We start from the raw sequence: 26,345 nt of genomic DNA on the forward strand, positions 1-26,345 counted from the left end.
CGTTGTCGGTTGCTGATGACGAGAAATGACGGAGCATTGTACGGGCGAGATCTTCCGGCGTACAGGCGTGCGGTCGGTGGGGTCGCAAAGGCCGGAAATCGACGCGCCCTTTGCGAAATTTCTTACGTAAATAGCCTAGGATTCTTCCGCGACCTGGGTCGGCACCGGCTCCGGCGTCGGACCGGCTCGGCGGTTCTCCTGGTACCAGTGCACGGCGATCAGCACCAGCGTCGGAACGCCCAGGAGCGCGGTAATCAGGAAGAAGTCGTGATAGCCGAATTTTTCCACCATCACCCCTGAGTAGCCGCCGATCAGGCGCGGCAGCAGCAACATGATCGAGCTGAGCAGCGCGTACTGGGTGGCGGAGAACTTGAGGTTGGTGAGGCTCGACAGGTAGGCGACGAAAGCCGAGGTCGCCAGGCCCGAGCTGAAGTTGTCCAGGGAGATGGTGCCGATCAGCATGTTCAGGTTGGCGCCCATGTCGGCGAGCATCAGGAACAGCAGGTTGGTGCCGGCCGACGTGACACCGCCGATGAACAGGATCGGCAGGATGCCGAAGCGCACGATCAGCAGGCCGCCCATGCCGGCGCCGACCAGGGTCATGATCAGGCCGAAGATTTTGCTGACGCTGGCAATCTGATCCTTGGTGAAACCCTGGTCGATGTAGAACACGTTGGCCATCACGCCCATCACCGTATCGGACATCCGGTAGGTGGCGATCAGCCCGAGCAGCAGCAGCGCTTGCCAGCGGTACCGCAGAATGAAGTCGTTGACCGGCGTCAGCACCGGCGCCAGGCCGCGGCGACCCATGGACGACAGGCACAGTGCGGTCAGGGTGATGTAGAGGATGGCCCGCAGGAATGCGCGGTCTTCGAGCAGCAGGTCGAGCAGGCTCTCGTCCTGGAACAGCACGCTGGCGAAGTCGGTGTTGTAGAGCTGGGTGAACAAGGCCGGTACGGAGACCAGCAACACGATCAGCACGAATACCGACGCCAGTTGATGCACAAAGCTGTAGCGCCCGGCCTGCAGTTGCGTGCGCAGCGGTACCGGCGGTTCGCGCATGAACAAGGAGGTCAGCAGCGCCGGGATCATCAGCGCGCCGAACAGGATGTAAGTGCCGGCCCAAGCCGAATGTTTATAGTTGAAACCGGTGGAGCCGAAGCCCTCGGCGAAGAACAGCGCGCCGGCGGTGGCCAGCAACGCGGCGATCCGGTAGCCGGCCATGTAACTGGCAGCCAGCGCGGCCTGGCGGCTGTCTTCGGCGATTTCCAGGCGGTAGGCGTCGACCGCGATGTCTTGCGTCGCCGAGGCGAAGGCGACGACCACGGCGATAGCGATCAGCCAGGACAAATGCTTTTGCGGGTCGCAGAAACCCATCCCGATCAGGCCGAGGATCACCAGTGCCTGGGAGAGCACCAGCCAGGAGCGACGGCGACCGAGTTTACCGAGCAGTGGCAGGCGCCATTGATCGAGCAGCGGTGACCAGACCCATTTAAAGGCGTAGGCCAGACCGATCAGGCTTGCATAGCCGATGGTTTCGCGAGCCACGCCGGCTTCACGCAGCCAGACTGAAAGTGTCGAGAACACCAGCATGTAGGGTAGGCCGGCGGCGAAACCAAGCAACAACAGCACAAGCGTTGAGGGGCTGGCATAGGCGGCGAGCGCGGCGCGCCAGGTTTTACGGGGCATGGGCTGGAGTCTGCCTCAAGAATTACGAAAACAAAGCGCGCACTCTAACCGCTGTGCTCTACCGGGCGCCAGCCATGGCGCTGAATATCAACACGATTATTCTGGACACTGATGCCCTCCATGCGCAAACGCGCCCGCTGTTCATCCCCTGAAACACTGCCCGCCGGCAGGCTGATGCGCCCACCGGCACCGAGCACGCGGTGCCAGGGCAATTTGCTGTCAGGGGGCAGTTGGCTCAGTGTCCGTCCGACCCAGCGGGCAGCGCGACCCAGCCCGGCCAGCTCGGCGAGTTGACCGTAACTCACGACTTTGCCCGCGGGCACTTGCGCCAGGGTCAGATAGAGCGCCGAGCGTCGGATTTGCGCCGGGCTTTGGTTTTCAGCGGTTGAGTCGGTCACGTCCGCAGTTCCTGGGGGGTTCGCATTACCGTCTGTAGAGTAATGCCTGGATCTGCAATTGAGAAATGAACTCAATAGAAATAGTCGGGTCAGTGCTTGCTGGGGTCTTATTCCTATGGATAATGCCGACTTTTTTTCGCAATCTTGAGCCTGTTTTTGCTTATGGTGTCCAGAACCCTGCTGTGCCTCGCTGTCTTCACTGCTTCCACACCCCTGCTTGCCGACACCGTCTGGTTGAAGAATGGTGACAAACTGAGCGGCAAGATCACCTTGTTCGACGGTGGCAAGCTGCTGATCCAGACCGAGTATGCCGGTGCGGTCCCGATCGACTGGAAGCAAGTCAAAACCCTGGAAAGCGATCAGCAGTTGCTGGTCAAGCAGGATGCCTACACCGGCGAAAAGGCCAAGGCGCTGCATGCGGCGGAAGACGGCAAGGTGACCCTCGCCAACGGCGACGGTCCCAAGACCGTGGAGCTGGCCAGTATCCAGCAGATGCTCAAGCCCAAGCCGGTGGTCGAAGACCTCGTGTGGAAGGGCAATATCGATGTGGCTCTGGACTATCAGCGCGCAGAAAACGATACCGATGACTACGACGTGGACTTCAAGACCAGCGCCCGTCATGGCAGATGGCGACATACCGCCGAGGGCGAGTACAACCGCGAATTCCAGGATGACGTGGTCACCACGGACAACTGGCGCGGCGAGTACTCGCTCGATCGCTTCCTGACCGACAAATGGTTCTGGCAGGGCCGCCTGGTGTACAAGCGTGACAAGGTCGAAGACCTTGCCCGTCAGCGCACGGTCGGTACCGGTCCCGGTTATCAGTTCTGGGATGACGAGCTGGGTGCATTCTCCCTGGGCTCGCTGCTCAACCGCACCGATTACGAATACGCCGATGGCGGCAAGGATAATTTCTACTCGGTGGCCATGAAGTGGGACTACAACCGCTACCTGGTCGCAAAGAAAGTAGAGTTCTTCACCAATGGCGAGGTGGGCAAGCCGCTGGGCAACGTGGCCGATTATGCGCTGGATGCCGAGGTTGGGCTGCGCTACAAGGTGACGGATTGGGCGTCGCTGAACCTGAAGGCTGAGAGAGACATCATCAAGGGTAGTGATGAGGCTGACCTGAGCAAGACGCGTTATACCGCTGGGTTTGGCGTTACCTGGTAAATCACGTTCCCTGTAGGAGCCAGGCTTGCCGGCGAAGAACGATAACGCGGTACAGCAGATACACCGCGGCGCCTGATTCGCGGGCAAGCCTCGCTCCTACAGGCGAAGAACGATGTCGCGGTATGACAGATACACCGCGGCGCCTGATTCGCGGGCAAGCCTCGCTCCTACAGGCGAAGAACGATGTCGCGGTATGACAGATACACCGCGGCGCCTGATTCGCGGGCAAGCCTCGCTCCTACAGGCGAAGAACGATGTCGCGGTATGACAGATACACCGCGGCGCCTGATTCGCGGGCAAGCCTCGCTCCTACAGGCGAAGAACGATGTCGCGGTATGACAGATACACCGCGGCGCCTGATTCGCGGGCAAGCCTCGCTCCTACAGGCGAAGAACGATGTCGCGGTATGACAGATACACCGCGGCGCCTGATTCGCGGGCAAGCCTCGCTCCTACAGGCGAAGAACGATAATGCGGTGTATCAGGCATACCGCGGCGTTCCGTTCGCGGGCAAGTCGGATCGCCGCCCGCTCGCTCCTACAGGTCAATGTGGTTTTGTAGGGGCGATCGGCAAAAAACAGACGGGCACAAAAAAGCCCCGCTTTTGAGGGCGGGGCCTTTTACTAAAGCAAGTACAAGTTAGATAACTTGTACTTCTTCAGCTTGCATGCCTTTCTGACCGCGGGTAGCGATGAAAGAAACCTGTTGGCCTTCTTTCAGGCTTTTGAAGCCGTCGGATTGGATAGCTTTGAAGTGAACGAACAGGTCGTCACCGGATTGTGGAGTGATGAAGCCGAAGCCTTTTTCATCGTTGAACCACTTAACGGTACCGGTTTGGCGATTAGACATGGTGTAACTCCTTGAACAAAGATAACTGCGACTCAGGAAGAACCCTGGCCGAGACTGAGTGCAAAGAGCAGGAAAAATTCTTGTAGATGGTTGGATCGAAATTCAACATATCGTGTAGAGATTCTCAGTGACACAAGCAGCACAGTGGCGCCACCTTAACCCTTTTTCCGGAACGTGCCAATGTTTCTTGCGAAGGTTTCTCTGTTTTCGTGACTGACGGTCCACTGTTCTGTGGCGAAGGTCCGCAAATCAAGGGGGTTGGCGCCGAGAATATTGCCTCGGACTTTGATCCCGGCGGCGCGCCCGGTAAGATGCCGGACAGAATTTTTCCACCTCGCTATTCAGGACACCCGCCATGAGCATCAAATCGGACAAGTGGATTCGCCGCATGGCGCAAGAGCACGGCATGATCGAACCTTTCGTCGAACGCCAGGTGCGTGGCGAAGGCGCCGAGCGTGTGATTTCCTACGGTGTGTCGAGCTACGGCTACGACGTGCGTTGCGCCGATGAATTCAAAGTGTTCACCAACATCAATTCGGCGACCGTCGATCCGAAGAACTTCGACGAGAAGAGCTTCGTCGACGTCAAGAGCGACGTGTGCATCATCCCGCCGAACTCCTTCGCCCTGGCGCGCACCGTGGAATTCTTCCGCATTCCCCGCAACGTGCTGACCATCTGCCTGGGTAAAAGCACCTACGCCCGTTGCGGCATTATCGTCAACGTGACGCCGCTCGAGCCTGAGTGGGAAGGCCATGTAACCCTGGAATTCTCCAACACCACCACGCTGCCGGCGAAAATCTACGCCAACGAGGGCGTGGCGCAGATGCTGTTTTTCGAATCCGACGAAGAGTGCGAAGTCTCCTACAAGGACCGCGGCGGCAAGTATCAGGGGCAGCGCGGCGTCACTCTGCCACGCACCTGATCCCTTTCATCGGGCAGCCGGTGGGAATTCTTGGGCGGGTAGACACTCTATTGGGTGTACCGCCCGGTTCGCGTACAGCGGACGAGGCCATTGCTCAGGAGTGTCCCATGAAGATCGATCCGCGAATAAGTGCCGAACTGGCAAGGCTTGAGCCCAATCAGGTCGGCGTCCTGGCCTGGTCCTTGTTGGCTCACCCGCCAGTCATGGCGGGGGGCATCCCCGGTCAGCCCGATCCCGATACGCCCAACGAACAACCCACGGAACCGGGCGAGCCCACCCTGCCGGATGAGCCGCCACCCGCGCCTGTTGCCTGATCACAGGGGCCAGATTTCGTTATCGCCAATGACGAATATCCTGCAACTGTCATCCAGCGCTACCTGATAACCCCCGGTAAACGCGCCGAAGGCAGGTAACAGGCTGATCTCGTCGCCGAGCCTGAAGCAGGCCAGGCGCAAGCTTTGCCGACCCCGACCGTTCAATCGGTAGACGGGGTGCACATGCCCGGCCAGTACGTGCCGACTCCCATGAGGGGTCGGTTCATGCTGCAAGGCGAACGGTCCCAACAGCAAAGGCTCGGGCACCACTCTAATATTCAGCGAGGCGGGCGGGTCGCCGGCGCGCTTGTCATGGTTGCCGCGGATCAGCGTCATGGGCAAGTCACGGTGCTGCGCTCGCCACTCGGCTAAAGCGCTTAACGTGGCTTTCGCGTGGGAGCCGGGACCGTGCAGGAAATCCCCGAGAAAAATCAGCTGCCGACAGGGCAGGACTGCCAGTAACCCGTTCAATACGGCAATATTATTGGCGGTGGTGCCCTGCGGCACCGGTTGCCCAAGGCTGCGATAAGCGGCGGCCTTGCCGAAATGTACATCGGCGATCAGCAAGGCCTGTTGCGCTGGCCAATAGATCGCCTTTTCCGGTAACAACCAGAGTTCTTCACCCGCCAAACGGACTGGATAGGGCGTACTCATCAGGCTTTCCCGGTTTCGGCGGATTTCTCGAGGTCGTTGACCATGCGTCTGATGCGGTCGGCGAGTTTTTCTGAGCTCATGCTTTCGCGCATACGCTCCACCAGCAGCGGAAACCCGAGGGGGGTAGGGCGTTTGACAGGATGCAGGTCCAATTGCAGGCGATTGAGCCGCTCCAGGGTCTGTTCCAGGCGATGAATATCCAGTTCCTCGCGCAGGACTTCTTCCCCGGCCTGAGCCAGCAGCAGATTCCCGGCGTCGTATTGTTTGAACACTTCAAAGAACAGACCGCTCGAAGCCTGAACCTGACGCGTGCTTTTCGGCGCGCCGGGGTAGCCGGCGAACACCAGCCCGGCGATGCGCGCGATTTCCCGGAAACGGCGCAATGCCAGTTCACCGGCATTCAGGCTGGCGAGGACGTCTTTCAACAAATATTCAGGGCTCAACAGTTGTGAATCCAAGTGCGTCGACCAATCGACGCAGGTGGCGCTGAGCAGTTCCAGGCCGTAATCGTTGACCGCAATCGAAAAAGTGACGGCCAGCCGTTGACTGACCCGCCATGCCAGCAGGCTCGCCAGGCCCAAATGCACCTGGCGCCCGGCAAAGGGGTAGAGGAAAAGGTGCCAGCCTTCGCGGGATTTCAACACCTCTGCCAGCAGGCTGGTCTCGGTGGGCAGCCCGGACCAGCGTTTCTGTACCGCTAATAACGGGCGCAGCGCCTGCATTTCCGGGCCGATGAAGGTGCCCTGGTCAGCGGCACTGAAACGCGCTACCACGGCGTGCGCCAACTCGCTGGACAGCGGCATGCGCCCACCATTCCAGCGCGGCACTGCGGCTTTTTTCGTGGCGCTGCGTTTGACATAAGCGGTCATGTTTTCCACCCGCACCAGCTCCAGCAAGCGTCCGGCAAACAGAAAACCGTCGCCGGGCCTGAGCCTGGCGATAAAACCTTCTTCGACACTGCCCAATTGCTTGCCGCCGCCACCCTTGCTCCAGAACTTCAGCTGGATACTCGCATCGCTGACGATGGTGCCGATGCTCATGCGATGCCGTCGGGCCAATCGCGCGTCCGGCACGCGCCAGACACCGTCCTCATCCGGTTCAACCCGTCGATAGTCCGGATAAGCCGTCAGAGAAAGCCCGCCGTGGCGTACGAAAGCCAGGGCCCAGGTCCAATCCTGCGGAGTGAGATCACGATACGCCCAGGCTCCGCGCACTTCTTCGTACAACTCATCGGGCAGAAAACCGCCGCCCAAGGCCATGCTCACCAAGTGTTGAACCAGTACATCCAAAGGCTTGTGCGGCGACTTCCGGGGTTCGATCCGGCGTTGCGCCACCGCGTCCTGTGCCGCGGCGGCTTCGATCAACTCCAGGCTGTGAGTGGGCACCAGCGTCACCCGCGACACCCGGCCCGGCGCGTGGCCGGAACGCCCGGCGCGCTGCATCAGCCGCGCCACGCCTTTGGCCGAGCCGATTTGCAGGACCCGTTCCACCGGCAGAAAGTCAACGCCCAGGTCCAGGCTCGAGGTGCAGACCACGGCTTTGAGCTGACCTTCCTTGAGCGCTCGTTCGACCCACTCGCGGGTATCCCGGGACAACGAGCTGTGATGCAGCGCGATCAGGCCGGCCCAGTCCGGGCGGGCCTCGAGCAGCGCCAGGAACCAGATTTCCGATTGCGCCCGTGTGTTGGTGAACACCAGGCTGCTGAGGCTGGATTCGAGCTCGGCAACCACCGCTGGCAACATCTTCAGGCCGATGTGCCCAGCCCATGGGAAGCGCTCGATGGCGGGCGGCAGCAAGGTGTCGACCCGCACTTGCTTGGACGTTTGGCCCTGAACGCTGACGCCACCGCCCTGTGGGATTAATACCTGCTCGGCGTGGGCCTGATTACCCAGGGTTGCGGAAACACCCCAGACGATCAGCTCTGGATGCCAGCGGCGCAGACGGGCGAGGGCCAGTTGCAGTTGCACGCCGCGTTTGTTGCCGAGCAGTTCGTGCCATTCGTCGACCACCACCATGCGCAATGTCGACAACGCTATGAACGCATCGGCGCGGGCCAGCATCAGGGTCAGGCTTTCGGGGGTGGTGATCAGTGCGGTGGGCAGGCGTCGACTCTGACGTGCGCGTTCGCTGCTGCTGGTATCGCCGGTGCGCAGGCCGACGCTCCAGGTGATCTGCAAGTCGTGCAACGGCGCTTCCAGGGCGCGGGCGGTATCGGCGGCCAGGGCGCGCATGGGGGTTATCCACAGCACCGTCAAGGGCTCGGCGACCGGCTTGCGTTTGCGAGGCTTATCGTCAGCAGGGGTGGCGCGGGCGAAGCGGTCGAGCGCACCAAACCACAGGGCATAGGTTTTACCTGCGCCAGTGCTGGCGTGCAGCAACCCGGACTGTCCGTTTTTTATCGCTGCCCATACCTGTTTCTGAAAGACGAACGGCTTCCAGCCGCGAGCGGTGAACCAGAGTCTTGCGAAGTCGGGGGAGGTTCCCATGCCGGCGGTGTGCGCTCTGAACGTCTTCTTTCAGTGACCACGGCGGCATGCGAAAGGTTTAATGACAACGCGGTCCTGTAGGAGCCCGGCTTGCCGGCGAAGGCGTCCTTGAGATCGCCTTCGCCGGCAAGCCGGGCTCCTACGGGGATCGCCATCGCCGGCAAGCCTGGCTCCTACGGGGATCGCCTTCGCCGGCAAGCCTGGCTCCTACAGGGGGCGTGCGCTACTTCAGGTTGCCGCTGAGGAACTGCTTCAGCCGTTCACTTTTCGGATTGCCCAGCACCTCGTCCGGCGCGCCTTCTTCCTCCACCAGCCCCTGGTGCAGAAACAGCACCTGGCTCGATACCTTGCGGGCGAAGCTCATTTCGTGGGTGACCATGATCATGGTCCGGCCTTCTTCGGCCAGGCCCTGGATCACCTTGAGCACTTCACCGACCAGTTCCGGATCGAGCGCCGAGGTCGGTTCGTCGAACAGCATGACTTCCGGCTCCATGGCCAGCGCGCGGGCGATGGCGACCCGCTGTTGCTGACCGCCGGACAGGAACGCCGGGTACTGATCGGCCACCCGTGCCGCCAGTCCGACTTTGTCCAGGTAGCGTCGGGCCCGGTCCTCGGCTTCTTTCTTGTCACAACCCAGCACCCGGCGAGGTGCCATGGTGATGTTCTCCAGCACCGTCATGTGGCTCCACAGGTTGAAATGCTGGAACACCATGGCCAGGCGGGTGCGGATCCGCTGCAGTTCATCGGCGTCGGCGACATGGATGCCGTGGCGGTCCTTGACCATGCGGATGTTCTGGCCATCGAGGCTCATGGTGCCTTCGTTGGGTTGTTCAAGAAAATTGATACAACGCAGAAACGTGCTTTTGCCCGAGCCACTGGCGCCGATCAGGCTGATGACGTCGCCGGTATTGGCCTTGAGCGAAACGCCTTTGAGCACATGATGGTCGCCATAGCTCTTGTGCAGACCTTCGATGGTCAGTTTGTACATGGGGCATGCATCCTCAAGGCGAAAGTAGATAGCCGCTGCGATAGGCTTCGATGCCCGCCACGTGCGCGATCACCATCCCGGCAGTGGCCATGCGTCGCAGCGAGCGGGCGTACATCAGCCCGGCGGCGGTGCAATGAACGGGGGTGACGCGATCATTGATCGGGTCGATGATTTCGGCGATCAGTTGCCCGGCCTCCAGGTATTGCCCCGGCAACGCCGTGAACACCAGCAATCCGCCGACGGGGGTTGCCACCGGTTCCACACCCGCCAGCGGCGTGGCCGGGTAGGGCAGCGCGGGCAGTGGCGCCGGTTCGCCGGCAATGGCGCCGTAGTGAGTCAGGTAGTCGATCAGTGCCTGGCAGTCGAGGCTGGCCAGCGGGTGATTGACGTCGCCCTGGCCGCGCAGTTCGACGGTGACCGAAAAGCTCCCCGGCGGTATGTCGAAGTGTTCGCCAAAGCGTTCCTGGAGCTGCCACCAGAGCAGGGTGAAGCATTCATCGAACGACTGGCCGCCTGAATCGGTGGCCAGCAGACTGGCTTCGGCACCGATGTAACGGGCCAGCGGCTCGACCTGCGGCCAGGCTTCGGGCGTGGTGTAGAGGTGGGCGACTGCCTCGAAATCGCAATGCAGGTCCAGCACCATGTCGGCATCGCAGGCCAGCCGTTGCAGGATCAGGCGCTGGGACTGCAGTTGGGTGGTGGCGCTCTGGCGTGCCAGCGCGTCACGCAGGCTGCCGCGGATCAGTTCGAGGTTGCGCTGCGGATCGTCGCCGAGCTGACCTTCGATCGCATTGCCGACCTCCTCGCTCAAATCGACGAACCAGCGGTTGAAGTTCTGCCCGCTCTCCAGGTCGTAGCGGCCCAACGGTACATCCATCAGTACCTGTTCCAATCCGACCGGATTGGCCACCGGCACCAGCACGATTTCGCTGTGCAGGCAGCCGGCGGCCTCAAGTTCTGCCAGACGCTGCTTGAGGTGCCAGGCCACCAGCATGCCGGGCATTTCGTCGGCGTGCAGGGATGACTGGATGTAGACCTTGCCCTTGGCCAACGGCGGGCCGAAGTGAAAGCTGTGAATCTGTCGTGCGGTCCCCGGCAGCGGGGCCAGCAGGTCGTGAATCTGGTGGCGCATTCTTTGTTTCCTGAAGCAGAAAAGACCTAGTGGGATGGCCCGAGGAAGGCCAGCCAGCGGCGTTCGGCGAGGCGGAACAGGCCGACCAGCGCAAAGGTAACGGTCAAGTAGATCAGCGCGGCGATGCCGAACGACTGGAAGGTCAGGAAGGTCGCCGAGTTGGCGTCCCGCGCGACTTTCAGGATATCCGGGATGGTCGCGGTGAACGCCACGGTGGTCGAGTGCAGCATCAGAATCACTTCGTTGCTGTAATAAGGCAACGAGCGACGCAGGGCCGACGGCATGATCACGTAGGCATACAGCTTCCAGCCTGTCAGCCCGTAAGCCTTGGCAGCTTCGACCTCGCCATGGGCCATGCTGCGGATCGCCCCGGCAAAAATCTCCGTGGTATAGGCGCAGGTGTTCAGGGCGAACGCCAGGATCGTGCAGTTCATCGCATCGCGAAAGAACGCATCGAGTACCGGCTGGGCACGCACGGCGGCCAGGCTGTAGATACCGGTGTAGCAGATCAACAGCTGGATATACAGCGGCGTACCGCGGAACAGGTAGGTGTAGAACTGCACCGGCCAGCGAATGTAGGTGTGGGGTGAAACCCTGGCGATGGACAACGGGATCGACACCAGGAAACCGATGAAGATCGAGGCGCTGAGCAGCCACAGGGTCATGGCCAGGCCGGTGATGTTGTAGCCGTCGGTATAAAGAAAGGGTCTCCAGTATTCCTGCAAGAGTTCGATCATCGTACGGCCTCCCGGGAACCGGCGGCGTAACGGCGTTCAAGCCAGCGCAGGACAAAATTGGAGGCGCTGGTGATCAGCAGGTAAATCAGCGCGGCAAGCACCAGGAAATAAAACAGTTGATAGGTGCTTTTGCCGGCGTCCTGGGCTGCCTTGACCAGATCGGCCAGGCCGATGATCGAGACCAGCGCGGTGGCCTTGAGCATCACCATCCAGTTGTTACCGATACCGGGCAGGGCGAAGCGCATCATTTGCGGGAACACCACGATTCGGAAACGCTGGCCGCGTTTGAGGCCATAGGCGGTGGCGGCTTCGACCTGGCCCCGCGGGACCGCGAGAATCGCGCCACGGAAGGTTTCGGTGAAATACGCACCATAAATGAAGCCCAGGGTGATGACCCCGGCGCTGAACGGGTTGATCTCGATGTATTCCCATTCCATGAAATCGGTAAAGGTCGTCAACCAGGTTTGCAGGCTGTAGAAGATCAACAGCATCAGCACCAGGTCCGGTACGCCGCGGATCAGCGTGGTGTAAAGTTGGGCCGGGATCCGCACCAGTTTGACTTTTGACAGCTTGGCACTGGCCCCGAGCAAGCCGAGTAACACGGCCACCAACAGGGACAATACCGATAACTTGATGGTCATCCAGGTGCCTTCCATCAGCAACGGACCGAAGCCCTTGAGGCTGAAGGCTGAGAGCCCCAGGTTTTGCAGGAGGTTTTCGAACATAAATCAGCAGCCTGATCGGATGAAAAAAGCGCCCATCGCGAGATGGGCGCCGGGCATTATTTGCCGCTGTACAGATTCAGATCGCCAAAGTGTTTCTTCTGAATGGTGGCATAAGTGCCATCGTCGTGTAACGCTTTGATACCTTTATCCAAAAGTGTCTTCAGGTCTTTGTTACCTTTAGAGATACCGATCGCAGTTTTGGCTGGCAGCAGTTCGCTGTCGACCGGCTTGCTGACTTCGTAATCGGTGCCTTTTGGCGACTTCAGGAAGCCCAGTTCGGCTTGCAGCATGTCCTGGATCGCCCCGTCGAGACGGCCGGACATCAGGTCGGAATACACTTGGTCCTGATTCTGATAAGCCTGGGTTTTCACCCCGGCCTTGTCCAGCACTGCCTTGGCGTAGGCTTCCTGGATGGTGCCTTGCTCATAGCCGATGGTCTTGCCCTTCAGCGACGCGACATCTTCGCTCAGGCCGGAGCCTTTCTTGAACACATAAGCGGTTGGGCCGGAGAACAGCTCCTCGGAGAAATCGATGACTTTTTCGCGAGCCGGGGTGACGGTCATCGAAGAGATCACACCGTCGAATTTATTGGCCTTCAGGCCCGGAATCATGCCGTCGAAATCGCTTTCGACCCATTTGCACTTGACCTTCAGTTCGGCGCAGATCGCATTCCCCAGGTCGATGTCGAAGCCCACCAGGCTGCCGTCGGCCGCTTTCGACTCGAACGGTGCATAGGAAGGGTCAACGCCGAAACGCAATTCCTTGTATTCCTTGGCCAGCGTGGAGCCAGCTGCCATGCACAACGCCAGTGCAGAAAGGGTCAGCAATGCTTTTTTCATTCTTCAATCCCTAAAAGCCAATATGAGCGCTTGTGGCGCAGAATTATTGTTACTGGAAAGCGTAAGACCCATGAAAGTAGCAATTTCCGAACCAGAGTCCCGAACAAGCGTTTAAAAGGTAGTTCAAGAAATGATGCGGAGGGATTTATGCATGGAAATGGGCGTTGGAATATTGCTGCACCCATCTGGTTCAGATTGGCGCAAATCCCTGTGGGAGCGAGCCTGCTCGCGAATGCGGAGGGTCAGCCAGCATCATTGCAAGATGACACGCCGCTTTCGCGAGCAGGCTCGCTCCCACAAGGACATCGTCATCCCAATAAATCCTGCAGGGTTCCAAGGTTGTCAGCCTCCTCGACCGACTTGTCCTGCCGCCACCGCAACATCCGCGGAAACCGCACCGCGATCCCGCTTTTATGCCGCTTGGACAAAGCGATCCCCTCAAACCCAAGCTCAAACACCAGGCTCGGCTTCACGCTGCTCACCGGCCCGAATTTCTCCACCGTGGTCTTGCGCACGATGCTGTCGACCTGGCGCATTTCTTCATCCGTCAGCCCCGAATACGCCTTGGCGAACGGCACCAGCGTGCGCTCGCCGGCATCGGCGGGGGCATCCCAGACGGCGAAGGTGTAATCGCTGTAGAGACTGGCCCGGCGGCCATGGCCGCGCTGAGCATAGATCAGTACGGCATCGACGCTGAACGGATCGACTTTCCATTTCCACCAGACGCCCATGTCCTTGGTCCGGCCGACACCATACAAAGCATCCCTGGCCTTGAGCATCATGCCCTCGACCCCCAGGCTGCGGGAGGCTTCCCGTTGCCGGGCGAGGTCGAACCAGTCTTCTCCCGTGAGTACGGGCGAAGGCAGCAGCACGGGGTTGGCGCAGGAACTGATCACCTGTTCCAGTTGAGTGCGGCGTTCGACTTGAGGCTGATTGCGCCAATCTTCGCCTCGCCACTCCAGCAAATCGTAAGCGAGAACGACCACCGGCACCTCGTCGAGGATTTTCTTGCCGAGGGTCTTGCGACCGATCCGCTGTTGCAGCAGGGCGAAAGGTTGCACCGCTGGTGCGGCTGGCGCGTGTGGATCGAAGGCATCCTCGGTGTCCGGTCGAGCGGTTTTCCAGGCCACGATCTCACCGTCGATCACGGTGCCATCAGGCAGGCCGTGAACCAGGCTATCGAGTTCGGGAAAGCGCTCGGTGACCAGTTCTTCACCCCGCGACCAGATCCAGAGTCGGCCATCGCGCTTGACCACCTGGGCGCGGATGCCATCCCATTTCCATTCCACTTGCCAGTGGCTGGCGGGGCCGAGCAGGGCTTCGAACTGTTCGACCGGCTGTGACAGCGCATGGGCCAGAAAAAACGGATAGGGCTGGCCACCCCGCTGGGCGTGCTCGTCGGCCGATTCGGCGGCGATCAGCTTCAAATAGCTGGCCGCGCTCGGACGGTGGGACAGGTCGGTATACCCCACCAGTCGCTGCGCCACGCGTTTGCTGTCCAGGTGCGCCATGGAGGCCAGGGCGCGGGTCACCAGCAACTTGGAGACGCCGACCCGGAAACTGCCGGTGATCAATTTGATGCAGAGCATCAGGCTGGGACGGTCCAGTTGCGCCCAAAGCCCGGGAAGCCGTGCGGCGAGCTCTTCCGCTGGCGCGCCGCGCAGGGGCAGCAGCTTGTCTTCGATCCATACCGCCAATCCGTCGATGGAGCTGTGGGGCGCTTCGGGCAGCACCAGCGAGATGGTTTCCGCCAGATCGCCGACGGCCTGATAACTCTCCTCGAACAGCCACGGCGACAGGCCGGAAAATGTCACCGCCAGTTCGCGCAGGATGCGCACGGGCACCAGTTGCCTGGGACGTCCACCAGACAAAAAATAAACCGCCCAGGCTGCGTCTTCCGGGGCGGCCTCGGTGAAGTAATGTTGCATCGCCGCCAGTTTGGCGTTGCTCGATGTCGTGGCGTCGAGCTCGGCGTACAACCGGGCGAAGGCCTTCATGTCAGCACCTCGGCGATTTCTGGCGCCTCTGTTACCGGGCTTTCTTCCTCATCGTCGCCGTACTCGGTATCGAAACTTTGCGCATCGAGTCCTAGCTCGCACAGGTGGCGCACCAATACCCCGACCGAGCCGTGGGTGACCATGACCCGTTCGGCGCCGGTTTGCTCGATGGCCCACAGCAGCCCTGGCCAGTCGGCATGGTCGGACAAGACGAAGCCGCGGTCCACGCCGCGGCGCCGACGAGTGCCGCGCAAGCGCATCCAACCGCTGGCAAAGCCGTCACTGTAGTCACCGAAGCGTCGCATCCAGGTGCTGCCGCCTGCCGAAGGCGGGGCCAGCACCAACGCTTTGCGCATCATGGGGTCGCTCTTTTGCAACTCGCCGGCGTAGATCGTTGGCGGAAGATAAACACCGCTCTCGCGATAGACCCGGTTCAACGGTTCCACCGCGCCATGCACCAGGATGGGGCCGAGGCTGGCGTCAATGCCGTGGAGAATGCGCTGGGCCTTGCCGAAGGCGTAGCAGAACAGCACGCTGGCCTTGTCGGCGGCGGCGTTGGCTTGCCACCACTGATTGATCTCTTCAAAGACCTGCGCCTGGGGCTGCCAGCGATAAATCGGCAGGCCGAAGGTCGATTCGGTGATGAAGGTGTCGCAGCGCACGGGTTCGAACGGCGCGCAGGTGCCGTCAGGCTCGATCTTGTAGTCCCCCGAGGCGACCCAGACTTCGCCGCCGTATTCCAGTCGTACCTGGGCCGAACCGAGCACATGCCCGGCGGGGTGAAAGCTCAGGGTCACGCCATGGTGAGTCAGGGGTACCCCGTAAGGCTGGGTTTGCAGGTTGATATCGGCCCCCAGGCGCGTGCGCAGGATGCCTTCGCCGGGAGCCGCCGCCAGATAGTGCTGGTTGCCGCCTTTGGCATGATCGCCGTGGGCGTGGGTGATGACCGCCCGTTCGACCGGGCGCCAGGGGTCGATGTAGAAATCCCCGGCGGGGCAGTACAAACCTTCGGGGCGGGCGATAACAAGGTCCATGTTTGTTACCAAAAATGGGGGGATTTGTTAGCTATGAGGTATGCGCGAGGCGAGAAGTTCTATCGGTTTTTCAAAGCACGAACGACATTCAACTGTGGGAGCGAGCCTGCTCGCGAAAGCGGTGTATCAGTCGACATCATTGGTGAATATCGGACCGAATTCGCGAGCAGGCTCGCTCCCACATTGGAAGGGGTTATTTGCCTGGCGTCAGGGTCAACCGCTTGCTCCCATACACCTTGTCGAAGTTCTGCGGCTGCATCGGCAAGCTCATGTACTGGCCCTTGAGCCAGGGATCGATGCTGTCCAGATAATTGGGGCTCGCCGGGTTGCCGGACTGACCTGTGCTGTTCTGCCCCATCAGCGGTTCAACCTGGCCGAAGTCGACGATCAAGCGCATGGCCGGTGCCAGGGTGGTGTTGAAGTCCTGGCCCCAGGTGAACGCCGCCGTGTTGAGAGTGGTGTGATCGCCCCCCGCCGGCAGCGGACCGCGCACGGTCTGGCCGCTGGTGTTTTTCCATTCGTAGCGGTGCAATTTGCCCCACTGCCAGGCTTTGTGATCGCCACCCAACTGACTGTCGCCGGCGCTGATAGCCGCCGCGAGGCTGCGAGCGAGAATTGCCGGTTTATCTTCTTTCTGCGGAGTGCGAACGTCATCCCAGAACGGACTGTCCTCACGGCCCAGCAGGTGATCGGCCTGGGCGGCATAGGACAAATTGCCGTTGGCGATCAAGGCCTTCCACGCCGGGCTGGTGTCCGGGCCCAGTTCGTCGAGGAAGATCTGCCGGGTGCTTTCCTGGAGGAACAGTTCGTAGATCGCGGCGTCGGTGGAGGTCGGGCTGAGTTTGCCGTCGAACGCCATCAAACGGGTATACGCCTCGCGCGCCTTGCTGCGATCGGCGTCGGGCAGCGCTTCAATGGCCTGCTTGAGCGGTTGGGCCATGCCGGGTGCCTGGAAGGTTTTCTTCAGTTTGGCGGCGAAGGTCGTGGTCTGATCGTATTGCATGGCGATCAGGCTGCGGGTGTCGTGTTTACCCGCGCCAGCCAGTTCGGCCATGCGTTCGCCACGTTCCGGGGCCGACCAGGAATTGGACAGCTGCATGCCGTAGCCATGGGGAATGACCCGCTGGTTGGCGGTGCCGAGCCAGCCTTGGGCCGGGTCCTGGTCGTAGGGGTGCAGCATCGGGTCGGCGTAACCGTCCCAGTCGTAACGGCCTTCCCAGCCCGGGGAGGGCAGCAAGCCTTCGCCTTCGCGGCGGTTCGGGTAGCGCCCGGTAACTTGCCAGCCGATGTTGCGGGCGTCGGCAAAGACCAGGTTCAGGGTCATTGCGCGAATTTCCCGGCTGGCATCCGATGCTTTTTCGACGTTCTGCGCCCGGGACAGGTCGAAAAACGCATCCAGGGTCTTGTCGTCAGTGAAGTTCGGCGTCTGCAAGGCCAGGCCGAAGCCGTTGGCCAGCGCCGTGCCTTGGGCGCTGTTGAGCAGCGGACCATGGCGGGTCTCGTACACGGCTTCGCGAGTCGGCCGCTGGCCTTTGACGAAATAGCTTTCGTTGCGCACGATCACCGGCTGCCATTTGCCGCCGACCTCGTAGGAAAGACCGTTACCCTGGCGTTTGATTTTTTCCAGGAACAGGTCCTGGTTATCGCCCATGACCGAAGTCATGCTCCAGGCCACCTTGCCGTTGTAACCGCTCAGCACCATCGGCAAACCGGCGATGGTGATGCCGGACGCCTGATACTTCGGCGCGCGAATCTGCACGTAACTGAACAAGGACGGCACGCCCAGGGATCCATGGCTGTCGCTGGCCAGCAGGCTTTTACCGCTGCGGCTGCGTTGCGGGGCGATCGCCCAATTGTTCGATGAAGCGGCGCCCAGCAGGTTCAGATCGGACAGTTGGCCGGTGGCTTTGCTGATATCGGCCAGGCCCGGAATTTGCCCGTTCAGCTTGAGGCCCTGAAGTTTTTCGGCTTCGGCCACCGGCAGTTTTTCATCGGGAGCGGAGGGTGTCAGCCATGGCAGTTTGTCGGTGGTGACGGTTTGCGCCAGCATCAGCGAGGCAATTTCTTCTGGCAGGTTGGCCGATTGGCTGAAATTCAACAGGCAGAAAACCAGCGCCGAGTCTTCCGGTTTCCAGTATTCAGGTTTGTAGCCGGTGGCGGCGAGGTCCGCCGGCAGCTTGTCGCGGTAGCGGAACAGGTAGGCGTTGACCCCGCGCGCGTAGACTTCGAAAAAGCGCTTGAGGCGCGGCGAGGACGCTTTGTACAGTTCGTCGGCGCTTTTCTTCAGGTTGACCGCGCGCATGTAGCGGTCGGCGTCCAGCAGGTCCGGACCGGACATCTCCGCCAGACGACCCTGGGCCAGCAGGCGCAGGGTCACCATTTGGGTGATGCGGTCTGTGGCGTGCACATAGCCGAGGGAAAACAGCGCGTCATGGAAGCTGTTGCTTTCGATCAATGGCACGCCCATGGCATTGCGTCGTACCGAAACGTTCTGCGCCAGTCCTTTGAGCGGCTGGACCCCGGAGGTCGGCGGGAGGGTGTCCTGGGTGCTGGTGGTCTGACAGCCGGTCAGGCCCAAGACACCGGCCACTGCTGCGGCAACGCCGAACCGGGGAAGAAAATGTGAGAGGGCTGGCGAGGCCATGGCAAAGCTCCTGCGGGGGTAGCGTCATTAAAGGCGCTACGTTAGTGAGCAGGAGGTGGGCGCGCAAGCAGCTTGTTTCAGGATTTATCTGCCAAACGCAAAGATCGCAGCCTGCGGGATGTTGGCGTTCAATGAAGATCCCCTGTAGGAGCTGGCTTGCCAGCGAAAGCGGTCTATCAGCCAACACCTCTGCTGAATGTGCCGCCGTCTTCGCCAGCAAGCCGGCTCCTACAAGGGATTGGTGGCGTTCAACGATCCGTTGTTCTCAAGCCCCGTGGCACTTCTTGAATTTCTTGCCGTTGCCGCACGGGCAAGGGTCGTTGCGGCCGACGTCTTTCAGGGCGTTGCGCACCGGTTCCTGGTGGGCGTGGCCGCAGTTCGGGCCGTGGACATGGCCATGGTCGTGATCGTGGTGCTCGTGATGGTCATGATCGTGGTTGCAGTCAGGGCCATGGACATGGGGTTGCTGGGTCATCGAGGTTGCTCCGGAATTAAATCGGCGGGGATTATCACGCCATTGCGCGCCAGGTGCACGTAGTGCGCGATGAATAAACCGGTTTCCATTTCACCTTCCAGACGGTAGGGGATGGGCTGACCGGGTTTCTTCAGCAGTTTCACCACGTCCCGGACCTTGGGCCACAGGTTGGTGCGGATCGGCACCTTGAAATACGCACTGCGCTTGGGACCGACCGTAAACCAGTGTTCGTGTTCGCCTTCGGTCAGCAGCAGGTCGCCCAGATGAATCCGGTATTCGAGGCCGCGCACCGTCAGGTCGCTGTCGTCGGGGTTGTCGACGCGAAAGTACAGGAGGAATCGTTGCTGCATCAGTTTGGCCTGGACGACTTCGACCTTGACCAGGTGCACCTGTGGTTCCGGCCCGTCATTACTGAACCATGACGCACAGCCGCCGAGCCCCGCAAACAGGAGCAGGGTAAAGAGATAAAGTACGAGTCGTCGGGTGATCATGGTCGAAACTCTCCCTTGAACACCAGTTTAGCCCTTAAAAGATCGTCCGAGCGCGGCCCGAGCCTTCGGCAGCTCCTGCCTTGGATCGGCGTAATCCTGCAGCCTGCGATCTTTTGCGGTTACCTCAAGTGGCGAAATACCCCGCGCAACACTTCTTGAATTTTTGCCCGCTGGCGCACGGGCAGGCATCGTTGCGCCCGGCCTTCAGTTGCACGGTGGGATCGATGAAGTACCAGCGGCCGGCGTTCTGCACGAACGAGGAGCGTTCGCGGTGGCTGTGTTCGCCACCGCCATCGTGCCAGCGCGCCGTGAAGGTGACGAACGCGTGTTCCGGCTGGCCGCCGAGGACCTCGGAACTTTCCACGTCCAGGCCCAGCCAGGTGCTTTGGGCGCTCCAGTCGCTGATGGACTGCCGGTCCAGGCCCGCTTGTTGCGCGGGCAGGGTGGTCGCCACCAGATAATCGATCAGGCCCAGCACATAGGCGCTGTAGCGCGAACGCATCAAGGCTTCGGCACAAGGCGCCGGATGCCCGGCATGGTAATGACCGCAGCAGGCGTCAAGCAGGGTGCCGCTGCCGCAGGGGCAAATGGATGTACTCATTGCGTTACCACCAATATTTCCCGAAATTTTCCGGATTGGCCCAGAACCTCGAATTGAGCCAGTCGGGTACTTGTTTGTACTCAAGCAGATCATAGGTGAACAGGGTCAGCACCTGCTCGTCGCGCTGGAAGCGCTCGCTGGCTTGCAGGGCCAGGGAGAAGAAGTCGGTCTCTTGCCAGCCACTGGCCGGCAAGTCCGCCAGCACCGCGATGCGGCTGGCGTTGAGGTTGCGTATCCCACCCAACAGGTTCAGGCCATCGCGCTTGGGCAAATGTTCCAGGCAATCGACCACCAGCGCCAGGTCAAACCGGCGTGCCGCCAGTTCGTCCGGCAAGGGGCCAGGAGCCGAATGGGCCACGCAGGTGTCCGGATGGGCGAGCTTGAATGCTTCAAGCGCGGGGAATTCGCTGGCGCCAATCAGCAACAGGCGCGCCGGGGCGTAACGATCAAGCAATGCGGCCAGCGCCTGCTGGGGCGTGCGCGAAGAAATAGCTGCAATCATCGAAGATCCTCAATCAGTGCGCCAAGACTAGCCTGCCCACAGGTCCATATATAGAGCCTGATACGTCAAAAGTGTCGATCAGCCGCGAACACGGGACCAAACAGCACTGGCCTATTGCTGGCGGAGATTAAATGTGGGGTCTTTACTCCCTAGAATCGGTTTTCAAGCCGATCCCTCAGGAGATAACTAGATGAGCATAGTTCGGACAGCATTACCCTTGGTTCTGCTAACCAGTGTGTTGACTGGTTGCGCAGGTTTGCAGAAAACCGACTGGCCGACCTGTGCGGCGGTCGGTGGTGTCGTGGGTGCGGGTCTTGGCGCAACCGAGAGTTCGGCATGGGCAGGGTATGGCGCGCTGCTGATCGGCGGCACGGCTGCGGCCTATTGCTGGGTTCACGGTGATGGCGACGAAGACGGCGATGGTGTACCGGACAGCCGCGACAAGTGCCCGGGTACGCCTCCAGGCGTACGGGTCGACGCCGACGGTTGCCCTCCACCGGTGCCTGCGCCAGTGGTCGAAGAGGCCGTCGTGGTCAAGGAAGAAGTCATCGTCATTCGCGATGTTCATTTCCAGTTCGACAAAGCCACGCTGACCCCTTCCGATAAAGAGGTACTCAACACAATCGCCACTCGCCTGAAACAGGAGGCTTCCACTGCCCAGTTGACCGTCACCGGTCACACCGACAGCGTGGGCAGTGATGCCTATAACCAGAAACTGTCGGATCGTCGTGCGCATTCGGTGGTCGAATACCTGATTTCCCAAGGCGTTCCACGCAGCAGCTTCGTGTCCGTGGCCGGTGCCGGTGAAAGCCAGCCGGTGGCCGATAACAAAACCGCTGACGGCCGTGCACTGAACCGTCGCACCGAGATCAAAATCAACCGCTAGGCCCCTCGCATTTCGCGGCTTGTGCAGTCGCGGATGCGGGTCTTTACTCCTGTGTAACCGGCATCGGCCGGTAACACAGGAGCTTTCACCATGAGTGTTCTCACAAGGACCGTCTTGCCGGTTCTGCTGCTCGGCAGCGTGTTGACCGGTTGCGCTACTCACAGCGATGGCACCGCCCCCTTGAATCAACGAACCTGGCCAATCTGCAGTGTGATCGGCGGGCTGGTCGGTGGCGGCCTGGGCGCGCTGCAAAGTAGCGGTTGGGCGGCGGGTGGAGCGGCGCTCGGTATTCTCACCGGTGGTTTGATCTGTTTCGCCCAGGATGGCGACGAAGACGACGATGGTGTATTCGATCGACGCGATCGCTGTCCTGATACGCCTGCCAATACGCCCGTCGAGCATCACGGTTGCCCGTTGCCACAGTATCCGGTCACCGTGAAACCTGTTGAACCGGTGCGCGCCGAAGTCATTGTCCTCAGAGACGACGTGCTGTTCGCCTTCGACAAGTTCAGCCTGACCCCTTCTGCGCAAAGCCAGCTGGATTCGCTGATGAGCAAACTGCAAAACGCCGATGTGGTAAGCATCAAGGTGATCGGTCACACCGACAGCAAAGGCTCGGATGCCTACAACCAGGTACTGTCGGAACGTCGTGCCAGCGCCGTGGCGGACTATCTGTTGAGCCGGGGCCTGGCGCCGGACAAACTCTCCAGCGAAGGCCGGGGCGAGCGCGAGCCGATGGCCGATAACGAAACAGACGCAGGGCGCGCGCAAAACCGCCGCGTGGAGTTGCACATCAATCGCTGAGGCCCGTAATAGAGCCGTCGGACAGCCATAATGGCCGATCCGGCGGCCATTCGGCACCTTCATGAAGAATTTGCCATTGCCCTCTGGCTTATCCCGTGTGGAAGCCGTTACTGTGCGTGCAAAGAATAATTCTCAACGGGTGAGCGTATGAAGGTGTTCTGGTGGCTGGGGAAGCTGTTGACCCTGCTGTTCTGGTTAGTGGTGCTGGTCAACCTGCTCATGCCGTTTGTCTATCCGCTGCACCTGTTGGTCAATATGGCCGCTAGCCTGCTGGCAGGCCTTCATCTGCTGGAGGCGGTGTTCTGCTTTCGCAGCCTCAGAGGGCGCGCCCACCCTTGGCGTGATCGCCTGAAGATCCTCTTTTTCGGTGTTTACCACCTGCAAACCATTCCGGCTCCTACTGTATCGAAGGCTTCCCATGCGTAATCTCTGTCTGCTCGCCGCACTTGTCAGCCCATTGGCTTGCGCCCAGGTGGTAAGCGTTGAAGCCAACTCGCTGATGCGCTTGCCCAACACGGCCAGCACCTTGCACCTGGAACGCCTGGAAGTGGCCGATTACGGTACTTTGCTGATCCCTTCGAACGTGACCGAAGTGACCGTCGACCAACTGCGCCTGGGGCGTGAAGCGCGGATTGCGATCGTACCCAGCGAACAGGCACTGGCGCTCAAGGTCAGTCGTGCCCAATTGGCCGAAGGCAGCCAGATCACCGCCCGCGGTGCGCCGGGCACCTTCCTCAAGGCTGCCCGTTCCGGGCGTAACCTGACGTTGCAGATCAAGTCGCTGGAGGCGCCGCAATTGTCGGTAGACGCTCGCGGTGGCGCCGGCGCACCGGGTTTTGTCGGGCTGGATGGGGCCAACGGGCAGGCACCGGGTTGCACCTGGGGCCAGGCCGGTCGCGGCGCCGATGGCACCAATGGCAGCGACGGCCAGCCGGGGGCATCGGGTGCGCTGGTCCGGCTGGAAGTGCCGCGCGATTACCCGGCGCAACAGATCAAGGTCCAGGTCGCCGGCGGTGCCGGTGGCATGGCCGGGCCTGGCGGCAAGCCGGGGGCCGGTGGCAAGGCCAAGGGCTGCTTCGTGTACAAGGCCGATGGCGGCAAGAGCGGGCGTCCTGGCGCTGATGGCCAGCCAGGACCTGCGGGTGCGGAAGGTACGGTGACTGTCCAGCGGTTGTAACCTCTCAACCGATCATTCCCACGCTCTGCGTGGGAATGCAGCCCGTGACTCTCCGCGTCACTGGACGCAGAGCGTCCCTTGAGGCATTCCCACGCAGAGCATGGGAACGATCACGGCCGCGCCGCAGCAATCGCCACCAACACCAACCCGACCATCAGATTGATCCCCACCAACCGGCGAATCCTCCCCAGCACCGCCGCCCCGGTCGGCCAATCCTGCGCCGTTACCGCAATGCGCAACTCAGGCAACATCAACGCCTGGATCCGGATAAACAACGCCGTCATCACCACATACAGCCCCATCATCACCTGCACATAACGCGGCGCGGTTTCAAACCCGGCGTACTGCAGATGGATCATGCCCACGCCGCTGATCGGCAAAAGCACCACCGCCACCCAGACCCAGCGGAAAAATCCTTGAAACACTTCTACCCACAATTTCAACCGGGCAGGGCCTTCCAGCGCCTTCATCGCGGCGGGGCGCAGGACCATCCAGGCGAAAAACATGCCGCCTACCCAGACCAGGGCGGACAGGACATGCAGGGTATAAACGATGCCAAAAGGTGTCATTGAGGTACTCCGTTCTGCGCGGGATTAATTAGCGGGGTATGATAGCGACCGAACCGAACCACTGAAAATTTATCCAGCGTTTTTTGCGCCCGACAATCCATGATCAGCACCGAACTCAAAACCACGATCCAGGGCGCCTACTCGCGTTTTCTCGAAGCCAAGAGCCTCAAGCCGCGCTACGGGCAACGCCTGATGATCGCCGAAATTGCCAAGGTCCTCGGCGACATCGACACCGACGACGAAGGCCGGCGCAGTGGCGACCCCGCGATTGTCGCGGTGGAAGCCGGCACCGGTACCGGTAAAACCGTGGCCTACAGCCTCGCGGCCATCCCCACGGCCAAGGCCGCCGGCAAACGCCTGGTGATCGCCACGGCCACCGTGGCCCTGCAAGAGCAGATCGTCTACAAGGACCTGCCCGACCTGATGCGCAACAGCGGGCTGAATTTCAGCTTCGCCCTGGCCAAGGGGCGCGGGCGCTACATGTGCCTGTCCAAGCTCGACATGTTGCTCCAGGAGGGCCACGCGCAAACGGCCACCGCACAATTGTTCGAAGAAGAAGGCTTCAAGATCGAGGTCGACGAGGCCAGCCAGAAGCTGTTCACCAGCATGATCGAGAAGCTCGCCGGCAATAAGTGGGACGGCGACCGTGACAGTTGGTCCACCGCCCTGGAAGACGCCGACTGGGCCCGCCTGACCACCGATCACAGCCAGTGCACCAACCGGCATTGCCCCAACTTCGGCCAGTGCGCCTTCTACAAGGCCCGCGAAGGCATGGGTAAGGTCGACGTGATCGTCACCAACCACGACATGGTCCTGGCTGACCTGGCCCTGGGCGGCGGGGCGGTGCTGCCCGATCCGCGCGACACCATCTACGTCTTCGACGAAGGCCATCACCTGCCGGACAAGGCCATCGGCCACTTCGCCCACTACACGCGCCTGCGTTCCACCGCCGACTGGCTGGAAGCCACCGCCAAGAACCTGACCAAGCTCCTGGCCCAGCACCCGCTGCCGGGGGATCTGGGCAAGTTGCTCGAACAGGTGCCGGAGCTGGCGCGGGAGATCAAGACCCAGCAGCAGTTCATGTTCACCGCGTGCGAGCAGGTCGCCGATTTCAAACCCGGCGAAGATGTCGAAGGCCGCGAGCGACCGCGTCACCGTTTCGTCGGCGGGGTGATTCCCGAGCACATGCGCGAAATGGGCATCGAGCTGAAGAAGGGCTTTGCCCGCCTGACCGATTTGTTCACCCGGCTGACCGAACTGCTCAAGGAAGGCATGGACGGCGAGGTCAACATCGGCATCGCCAGCAACCAGGCCGAAGAGTGGTATCCGCTATTCGGCAGCCTGTTGTCCCGTTCTTCGGGCAACTGGGAGCTGTGGACCGCCTTTACCGTCGAAGACCCGGAAGACAACCCGCCCATGGCCCGCTGGCTGACCCTGGCTGAAAGCGGTTCGCTGTTTGACATCGAGGTCAATGCCAGCCCGATCCTCGCGGCGGAAATGCTTCGACGCAATCTGTGGAACGTGGCTTACGGCGCGCTGGTGACCTCGGCGACCCTGACCGCACTCGGTACATTCGACCGTTTCCGCATGCGCGCCGGCCTGCCGAAAAAAGCCGTGACCGCGGTGGTGCCGAGCCCGTTCCACCACGCCGACGCGGGCGTGCTGCGGGTGCCGGACCTGAAGGCCGACCCGCGTGATGCTCCGGCCCACACCGCGGCGATCATCCGTGACTTGCCGGCGCTGGTGGAAGGGTCCCGGGGCACCCTGGTGCTGTTCTCCTCGCGCAAACAGATGCAGGACGTGTTCGACGGCCTGGACCGCGACTGGCGCAAGCAAGTGTTCATTCAAGGCAACCTGTCCAAGCAGGAAACCCTGAACAAGCACAAGGCGCGGGTCGATGGCGGGGACTCCAGCGTGCTGTTCGGCCTGGCGAGTTTTGCCGAAGGGGTCGACTTGCCCGGAGCGTATTGCGAACACGTGGTGATCGCCAAGATCCCGTTCTCGGTGCCCGATGACCCGGTCGAAGCGGCCCTGGCCGAATGGATCGAAGCCCGGGGCGGCAATCCGTTCATGGAAATCTCGGTGCCGGATGCCTCACTGAAACTGGTCCAGGCCTGCGGGCGCTTGCTGCGCACCGAAGAAGACCGCGGCACCATCACCTTGCTCGATCGACGCCTGGTGACCCAGCGCTACGGCAAGGCGATCCTCAATGCGTTGCCGCCATTCCGTCGTGAAATTTCCTGAAACACCGGTGGGCAATTTT

General features: G+C 61.2%; 26 protein-coding genes. 8 read left to right on the forward strand and 18 right to left on the reverse strand.

Going from position 1 to position 26,345, the window contains the following annotated elements; genetic code table 11:
- Positions 1-135: 135 nt before the first annotated feature.
- A complete protein-coding gene (locus F8N96_RS09125) occupies positions 136-1,689 on the reverse strand; it encodes an AmpG family muropeptide MFS transporter (RefSeq protein ID WP_150797507.1) in 1,554 nt (517 codons plus the stop codon).
- A 44-nt stretch (positions 1,690-1,733) separates the two neighbouring features.
- Positions 1,734-2,087: an MGMT family protein gene (locus F8N96_RS09130; protein WP_150797508.1), complete on the reverse strand. Its 354-nt coding sequence runs from the start codon at positions 2,085-2,087 to the stop codon at positions 1,734-1,736.
- Between the two features lie 162 nt (positions 2,088-2,249).
- Here F8N96_RS09130 and F8N96_RS09135 point away from each other — a divergent pair, with 162 nt between their 5' ends.
- Positions 2,250-3,257: a DUF481 domain-containing protein gene (locus tag F8N96_RS09135; RefSeq protein ID WP_064676151.1), complete on the forward strand. Its 1,008-nt coding sequence runs from the start codon at positions 2,250-2,252 to the stop codon at positions 3,255-3,257.
- Between the two features lie 638 nt (positions 3,258-3,895).
- Here F8N96_RS09135 and F8N96_RS09145 read toward each other — a convergent pair.
- Entirely contained in the window at positions 3,896-4,105 is a 210-nt protein-coding gene (locus tag F8N96_RS09145; protein ID WP_002554837.1) for a cold-shock protein, read from the reverse strand.
- Positions 4,106-4,460: 355 nt separating this feature from the next.
- Between F8N96_RS09145 and dcd the strand changes: the two genes are divergently transcribed.
- Together dcd and F8N96_RS09155 are read left to right on the forward strand one after the other, a co-directional pair.
- Positions 4,461-5,027 carry a dCTP deaminase gene (dcd, locus tag F8N96_RS09150; protein WP_028622498.1) on the forward strand — a complete coding sequence of 189 codons (567 nt, stop codon included), beginning with the start codon at positions 4,461-4,463 and terminating at the stop codon, positions 5,025-5,027.
- A gap of 107 nt (positions 5,028-5,134) precedes the next feature.
- A complete protein-coding gene (locus tag F8N96_RS09155; RefSeq protein WP_150797509.1) occupies positions 5,135-5,341 on the forward strand; it encodes a hypothetical protein in 207 nt (68 codons plus the stop codon).
- Here the strand turns inward: F8N96_RS09155 and pdeM are convergent, their stop codons facing one another.
- From pdeM to F8N96_RS09230, 14 genes are all read right to left on the reverse strand, one after another.
- A complete protein-coding gene (gene pdeM / locus F8N96_RS09160; RefSeq protein ID WP_150797510.1) occupies positions 5,342-5,995 on the reverse strand; it encodes a ligase-associated DNA damage response endonuclease PdeM in 654 nt (217 codons plus the stop codon).
- Positions 5,995-8,481, reverse strand: a complete 2,487-nt coding sequence (locus F8N96_RS09165) for a ligase-associated DNA damage response DEXH box helicase (protein ID WP_150797511.1) — start codon at positions 8,479-8,481, stop codon at positions 5,995-5,997. The genes pdeM and F8N96_RS09165 overlap by 1 nt, the downstream gene beginning before the upstream one ends.
- Positions 8,482-8,704: 223 nt before the next feature.
- On the reverse strand, positions 8,705-9,469 hold the full coding sequence (locus tag F8N96_RS09170; protein WP_064676156.1) for an ABC transporter ATP-binding protein: 765 nt from the start codon (positions 9,467-9,469) through the stop codon (positions 8,705-8,707).
- Positions 9,470-9,482: 13 nt separating this feature from the next.
- Positions 9,483-10,601 carry a succinylglutamate desuccinylase/aspartoacylase family protein gene (locus tag F8N96_RS09175; protein ID WP_150797512.1) on the reverse strand — a complete coding sequence of 373 codons (1,119 nt, stop codon included), beginning with the start codon at positions 10,599-10,601 and terminating at the stop codon, positions 9,483-9,485.
- Between the two features lie 26 nt (positions 10,602-10,627).
- On the reverse strand, positions 10,628-11,338 hold the full coding sequence (locus F8N96_RS09180; RefSeq protein ID WP_150797513.1) for an ABC transporter permease: 711 nt from the start codon (positions 11,336-11,338) through the stop codon (positions 10,628-10,630).
- Positions 11,335-12,063 carry an ABC transporter permease gene (locus tag F8N96_RS09185; protein WP_064676159.1) on the reverse strand — a complete coding sequence of 243 codons (729 nt, stop codon included), beginning with the start codon at positions 12,061-12,063 and terminating at the stop codon, positions 11,335-11,337. Before F8N96_RS09185 ends, F8N96_RS09180 begins: the two co-directional genes overlap by 4 nt.
- Before the next feature lie 56 nt (positions 12,064-12,119).
- The gene (locus tag F8N96_RS09190) at positions 12,120-12,902 is read right to left on the reverse strand and encodes a transporter substrate-binding domain-containing protein (RefSeq protein WP_150797514.1); all 783 of its coding nucleotides are present in this window, start codon (positions 12,900-12,902) and stop codon (positions 12,120-12,122) included.
- Positions 12,903-13,210: 308 nt separating this feature from the next.
- On the reverse strand, positions 13,211-14,899 hold the full coding sequence (locus F8N96_RS09195; protein WP_150797515.1) for an ATP-dependent DNA ligase: 1,689 nt from the start codon (positions 14,897-14,899) through the stop codon (positions 13,211-13,213).
- The gene (locus tag F8N96_RS09200) at positions 14,896-15,933 is read right to left on the reverse strand and encodes a ligase-associated DNA damage response exonuclease (protein WP_150797516.1); all 1,038 of its coding nucleotides are present in this window, start codon (positions 15,931-15,933) and stop codon (positions 14,896-14,898) included. The genes F8N96_RS09195 and F8N96_RS09200 overlap by 4 nt, the downstream gene beginning before the upstream one ends.
- Positions 15,934-16,126: 193 nt before the next feature.
- Positions 16,127-18,577 (reverse strand): penicillin acylase family protein, encoded by a 2,451-nt coding sequence (locus F8N96_RS09205; protein ID WP_150797517.1) that lies wholly within the window; start codon positions 18,575-18,577, stop codon positions 16,127-16,129.
- Positions 18,578-18,842: 265 nt separating this feature from the next.
- Positions 18,843-19,052, reverse strand: coding sequence for an SEC-C metal-binding domain-containing protein (locus F8N96_RS09215; protein ID WP_064676164.1), 210 nt, complete (start codon positions 19,050-19,052; stop codon positions 18,843-18,845).
- Positions 19,049-19,543 carry an LEA type 2 family protein gene (locus tag F8N96_RS09220; RefSeq protein WP_150797518.1) on the reverse strand — a complete coding sequence of 165 codons (495 nt, stop codon included), beginning with the start codon at positions 19,541-19,543 and terminating at the stop codon, positions 19,049-19,051. The genes F8N96_RS09215 and F8N96_RS09220 overlap by 4 nt, the downstream gene beginning before the upstream one ends.
- Positions 19,544-19,667: 124 nt before the next feature.
- The gene (locus tag F8N96_RS09225) at positions 19,668-20,144 is read right to left on the reverse strand and encodes a YchJ family protein (RefSeq protein WP_150767069.1); all 477 of its coding nucleotides are present in this window, start codon (positions 20,142-20,144) and stop codon (positions 19,668-19,670) included.
- A 4-nt stretch (positions 20,145-20,148) separates the two neighbouring features.
- A complete protein-coding gene (locus tag F8N96_RS09230; RefSeq protein WP_150797519.1) occupies positions 20,149-20,646 on the reverse strand; it encodes a DUF6231 family protein in 498 nt (165 codons plus the stop codon).
- A 190-nt stretch (positions 20,647-20,836) separates the two neighbouring features.
- Here F8N96_RS09230 and F8N96_RS09235 point away from each other — a divergent pair, with 190 nt between their 5' ends.
- The 4 genes from F8N96_RS09235 (at position 20,837) to F8N96_RS09250 (ending at position 23,513) form a co-directional block, all read left to right on the forward strand.
- Complete coding sequence (locus F8N96_RS09235) at positions 20,837-21,532, forward strand: OmpA family protein (protein WP_150797520.1); 696 nt, start codon at positions 20,837-20,839, stop codon at positions 21,530-21,532.
- Positions 21,533-21,622: 90 nt separating this feature from the next.
- Positions 21,623-22,336 (forward strand): OmpA family protein, encoded by a 714-nt coding sequence (locus tag F8N96_RS09240; RefSeq protein ID WP_150797521.1) that lies wholly within the window; start codon positions 21,623-21,625, stop codon positions 22,334-22,336.
- A 147-nt stretch (positions 22,337-22,483) separates the two neighbouring features.
- Positions 22,484-22,762, forward strand: coding sequence for a DUF1145 domain-containing protein (locus tag F8N96_RS09245; protein ID WP_150797522.1), 279 nt, complete (start codon positions 22,484-22,486; stop codon positions 22,760-22,762).
- Positions 22,755-23,513, forward strand: coding sequence for a collagen-like protein (locus tag F8N96_RS09250; protein ID WP_150797523.1), 759 nt, complete (start codon positions 22,755-22,757; stop codon positions 23,511-23,513). Before F8N96_RS09245 ends, F8N96_RS09250 begins: the two co-directional genes overlap by 8 nt.
- 110 nt (positions 23,514-23,623) lie before the next feature.
- Here F8N96_RS09250 and F8N96_RS09255 read toward each other — a convergent pair whose 3' ends face one another.
- The gene (locus tag F8N96_RS09255; RefSeq protein WP_150797524.1) at positions 23,624-24,082 is read right to left on the reverse strand and encodes a CopD family protein; all 459 of its coding nucleotides are present in this window, start codon (positions 24,080-24,082) and stop codon (positions 23,624-23,626) included.
- 99 nt (positions 24,083-24,181) lie between these two features.
- On the opposite strand from F8N96_RS09255, the gene dinG reads away from it, so the two are divergent.
- Positions 24,182-26,326, forward strand: coding sequence for an ATP-dependent DNA helicase DinG (dinG, locus tag F8N96_RS09260; RefSeq protein ID WP_150797525.1), 2,145 nt, complete (start codon positions 24,182-24,184; stop codon positions 26,324-26,326).
- Positions 26,327-26,345 lie beyond the last annotated feature (19 nt).

The sequence above is a fragment of the Pseudomonas fluorescens genome, assembly GCF_902497855.1.
GTDB classification, from domain to species: Bacteria; Pseudomonadota; Gammaproteobacteria; order Pseudomonadales; family Pseudomonadaceae; genus Aquipseudomonas; species Aquipseudomonas fluorescens_BI.

Bases quoted from the DNA above. Each gene is read 5' to 3' on its own strand.
- F8N96_RS09240 (WP_150797521.1), top strand. From the start codon at position 21,623: ATGAGTGTTCTCACAAGGACCGTCTTGCCGGTTCTGCTGCTCGGCAGC.
- dcd (WP_028622498.1), top strand. From the start codon at position 4,461: ATGAGCATCAAATCGGACAAGTGGATTCGCCGCATGGCGCAAGAGCAC.
- F8N96_RS09190 (WP_150797514.1), bottom strand. From the start codon at position 12,902: ATGAAAAAAGCATTGCTGACCCTTTCTGCACTGGCGTTGTGCATGGCA.
- pdeM (WP_150797510.1), bottom strand. From the start codon at position 5,995: ATGAGTACGCCCTATCCAGTCCGTTTGGCGGGTGAAGAACTCTGGTTG.
- F8N96_RS09250 (WP_150797523.1), top strand. From the start codon at position 22,755: ATGCGTAATCTCTGTCTGCTCGCCGCACTTGTCAGCCCATTGGCTTGC.
- F8N96_RS09245 (WP_150797522.1), top strand. From the start codon at position 22,484: ATGAAGGTGTTCTGGTGGCTGGGGAAGCTGTTGACCCTGCTGTTCTGG.
- F8N96_RS09135 (WP_064676151.1), top strand. From the start codon at position 2,250: ATGGTGTCCAGAACCCTGCTGTGCCTCGCTGTCTTCACTGCTTCCACA.
- F8N96_RS09155 (WP_150797509.1), top strand. From the start codon at position 5,135: ATGAAGATCGATCCGCGAATAAGTGCCGAACTGGCAAGGCTTGAGCCC.
- F8N96_RS09225 (WP_150767069.1), bottom strand. From the start codon at position 20,144: ATGAGTACATCCATTTGCCCCTGCGGCAGCGGCACCCTGCTTGACGCC.
- F8N96_RS09195 (WP_150797515.1), bottom strand. From the start codon at position 14,899: ATGAAGGCCTTCGCCCGGTTGTACGCCGAGCTCGACGCCACGACATCG.
- F8N96_RS09205 (WP_150797517.1), bottom strand. From the start codon at position 18,577: ATGGCCTCGCCAGCCCTCTCACATTTTCTTCCCCGGTTCGGCGTTGCC.
- F8N96_RS09165 (WP_150797511.1), bottom strand. From the start codon at position 8,481: ATGGGAACCTCCCCCGACTTCGCAAGACTCTGGTTCACCGCTCGCGGC.
- dinG (WP_150797525.1), top strand. From the start codon at position 24,182: ATGATCAGCACCGAACTCAAAACCACGATCCAGGGCGCCTACTCGCGT.
- F8N96_RS09180 (WP_150797513.1), bottom strand. From the start codon at position 11,338: ATGATCGAACTCTTGCAGGAATACTGGAGACCCTTTCTTTATACCGAC.
- F8N96_RS09145 (WP_002554837.1), bottom strand. From the start codon at position 4,105: ATGTCTAATCGCCAAACCGGTACCGTTAAGTGGTTCAACGATGAAAAA.
- F8N96_RS09175 (WP_150797512.1), bottom strand. From the start codon at position 10,601: ATGCGCCACCAGATTCACGACCTGCTGGCCCCGCTGCCGGGGACCGCA.
- F8N96_RS09230 (WP_150797519.1), bottom strand. From the start codon at position 20,646: ATGATTGCAGCTATTTCTTCGCGCACGCCCCAGCAGGCGCTGGCCGCA.
- F8N96_RS09220 (WP_150797518.1), bottom strand. From the start codon at position 19,543: ATGATCACCCGACGACTCGTACTTTATCTCTTTACCCTGCTCCTGTTT.
- F8N96_RS09255 (WP_150797524.1), bottom strand. From the start codon at position 24,082: ATGACACCTTTTGGCATCGTTTATACCCTGCATGTCCTGTCCGCCCTG.
- F8N96_RS09170 (WP_064676156.1), bottom strand. From the start codon at position 9,469: ATGTACAAACTGACCATCGAAGGTCTGCACAAGAGCTATGGCGACCAT.
- F8N96_RS09235 (WP_150797520.1), top strand. From the start codon at position 20,837: ATGAGCATAGTTCGGACAGCATTACCCTTGGTTCTGCTAACCAGTGTG.
- F8N96_RS09215 (WP_064676164.1), bottom strand. From the start codon at position 19,052: ATGACCCAGCAACCCCATGTCCATGGCCCTGACTGCAACCACGATCAT.
- F8N96_RS09185 (WP_064676159.1), bottom strand. From the start codon at position 12,063: ATGTTCGAAAACCTCCTGCAAAACCTGGGGCTCTCAGCCTTCAGCCTC.
- F8N96_RS09125 (WP_150797507.1), bottom strand. From the start codon at position 1,689: ATGCCCCGTAAAACCTGGCGCGCCGCGCTCGCCGCCTATGCCAGCCCC.
- F8N96_RS09200 (WP_150797516.1), bottom strand. From the start codon at position 15,933: ATGGACCTTGTTATCGCCCGCCCCGAAGGTTTGTACTGCCCCGCCGGG.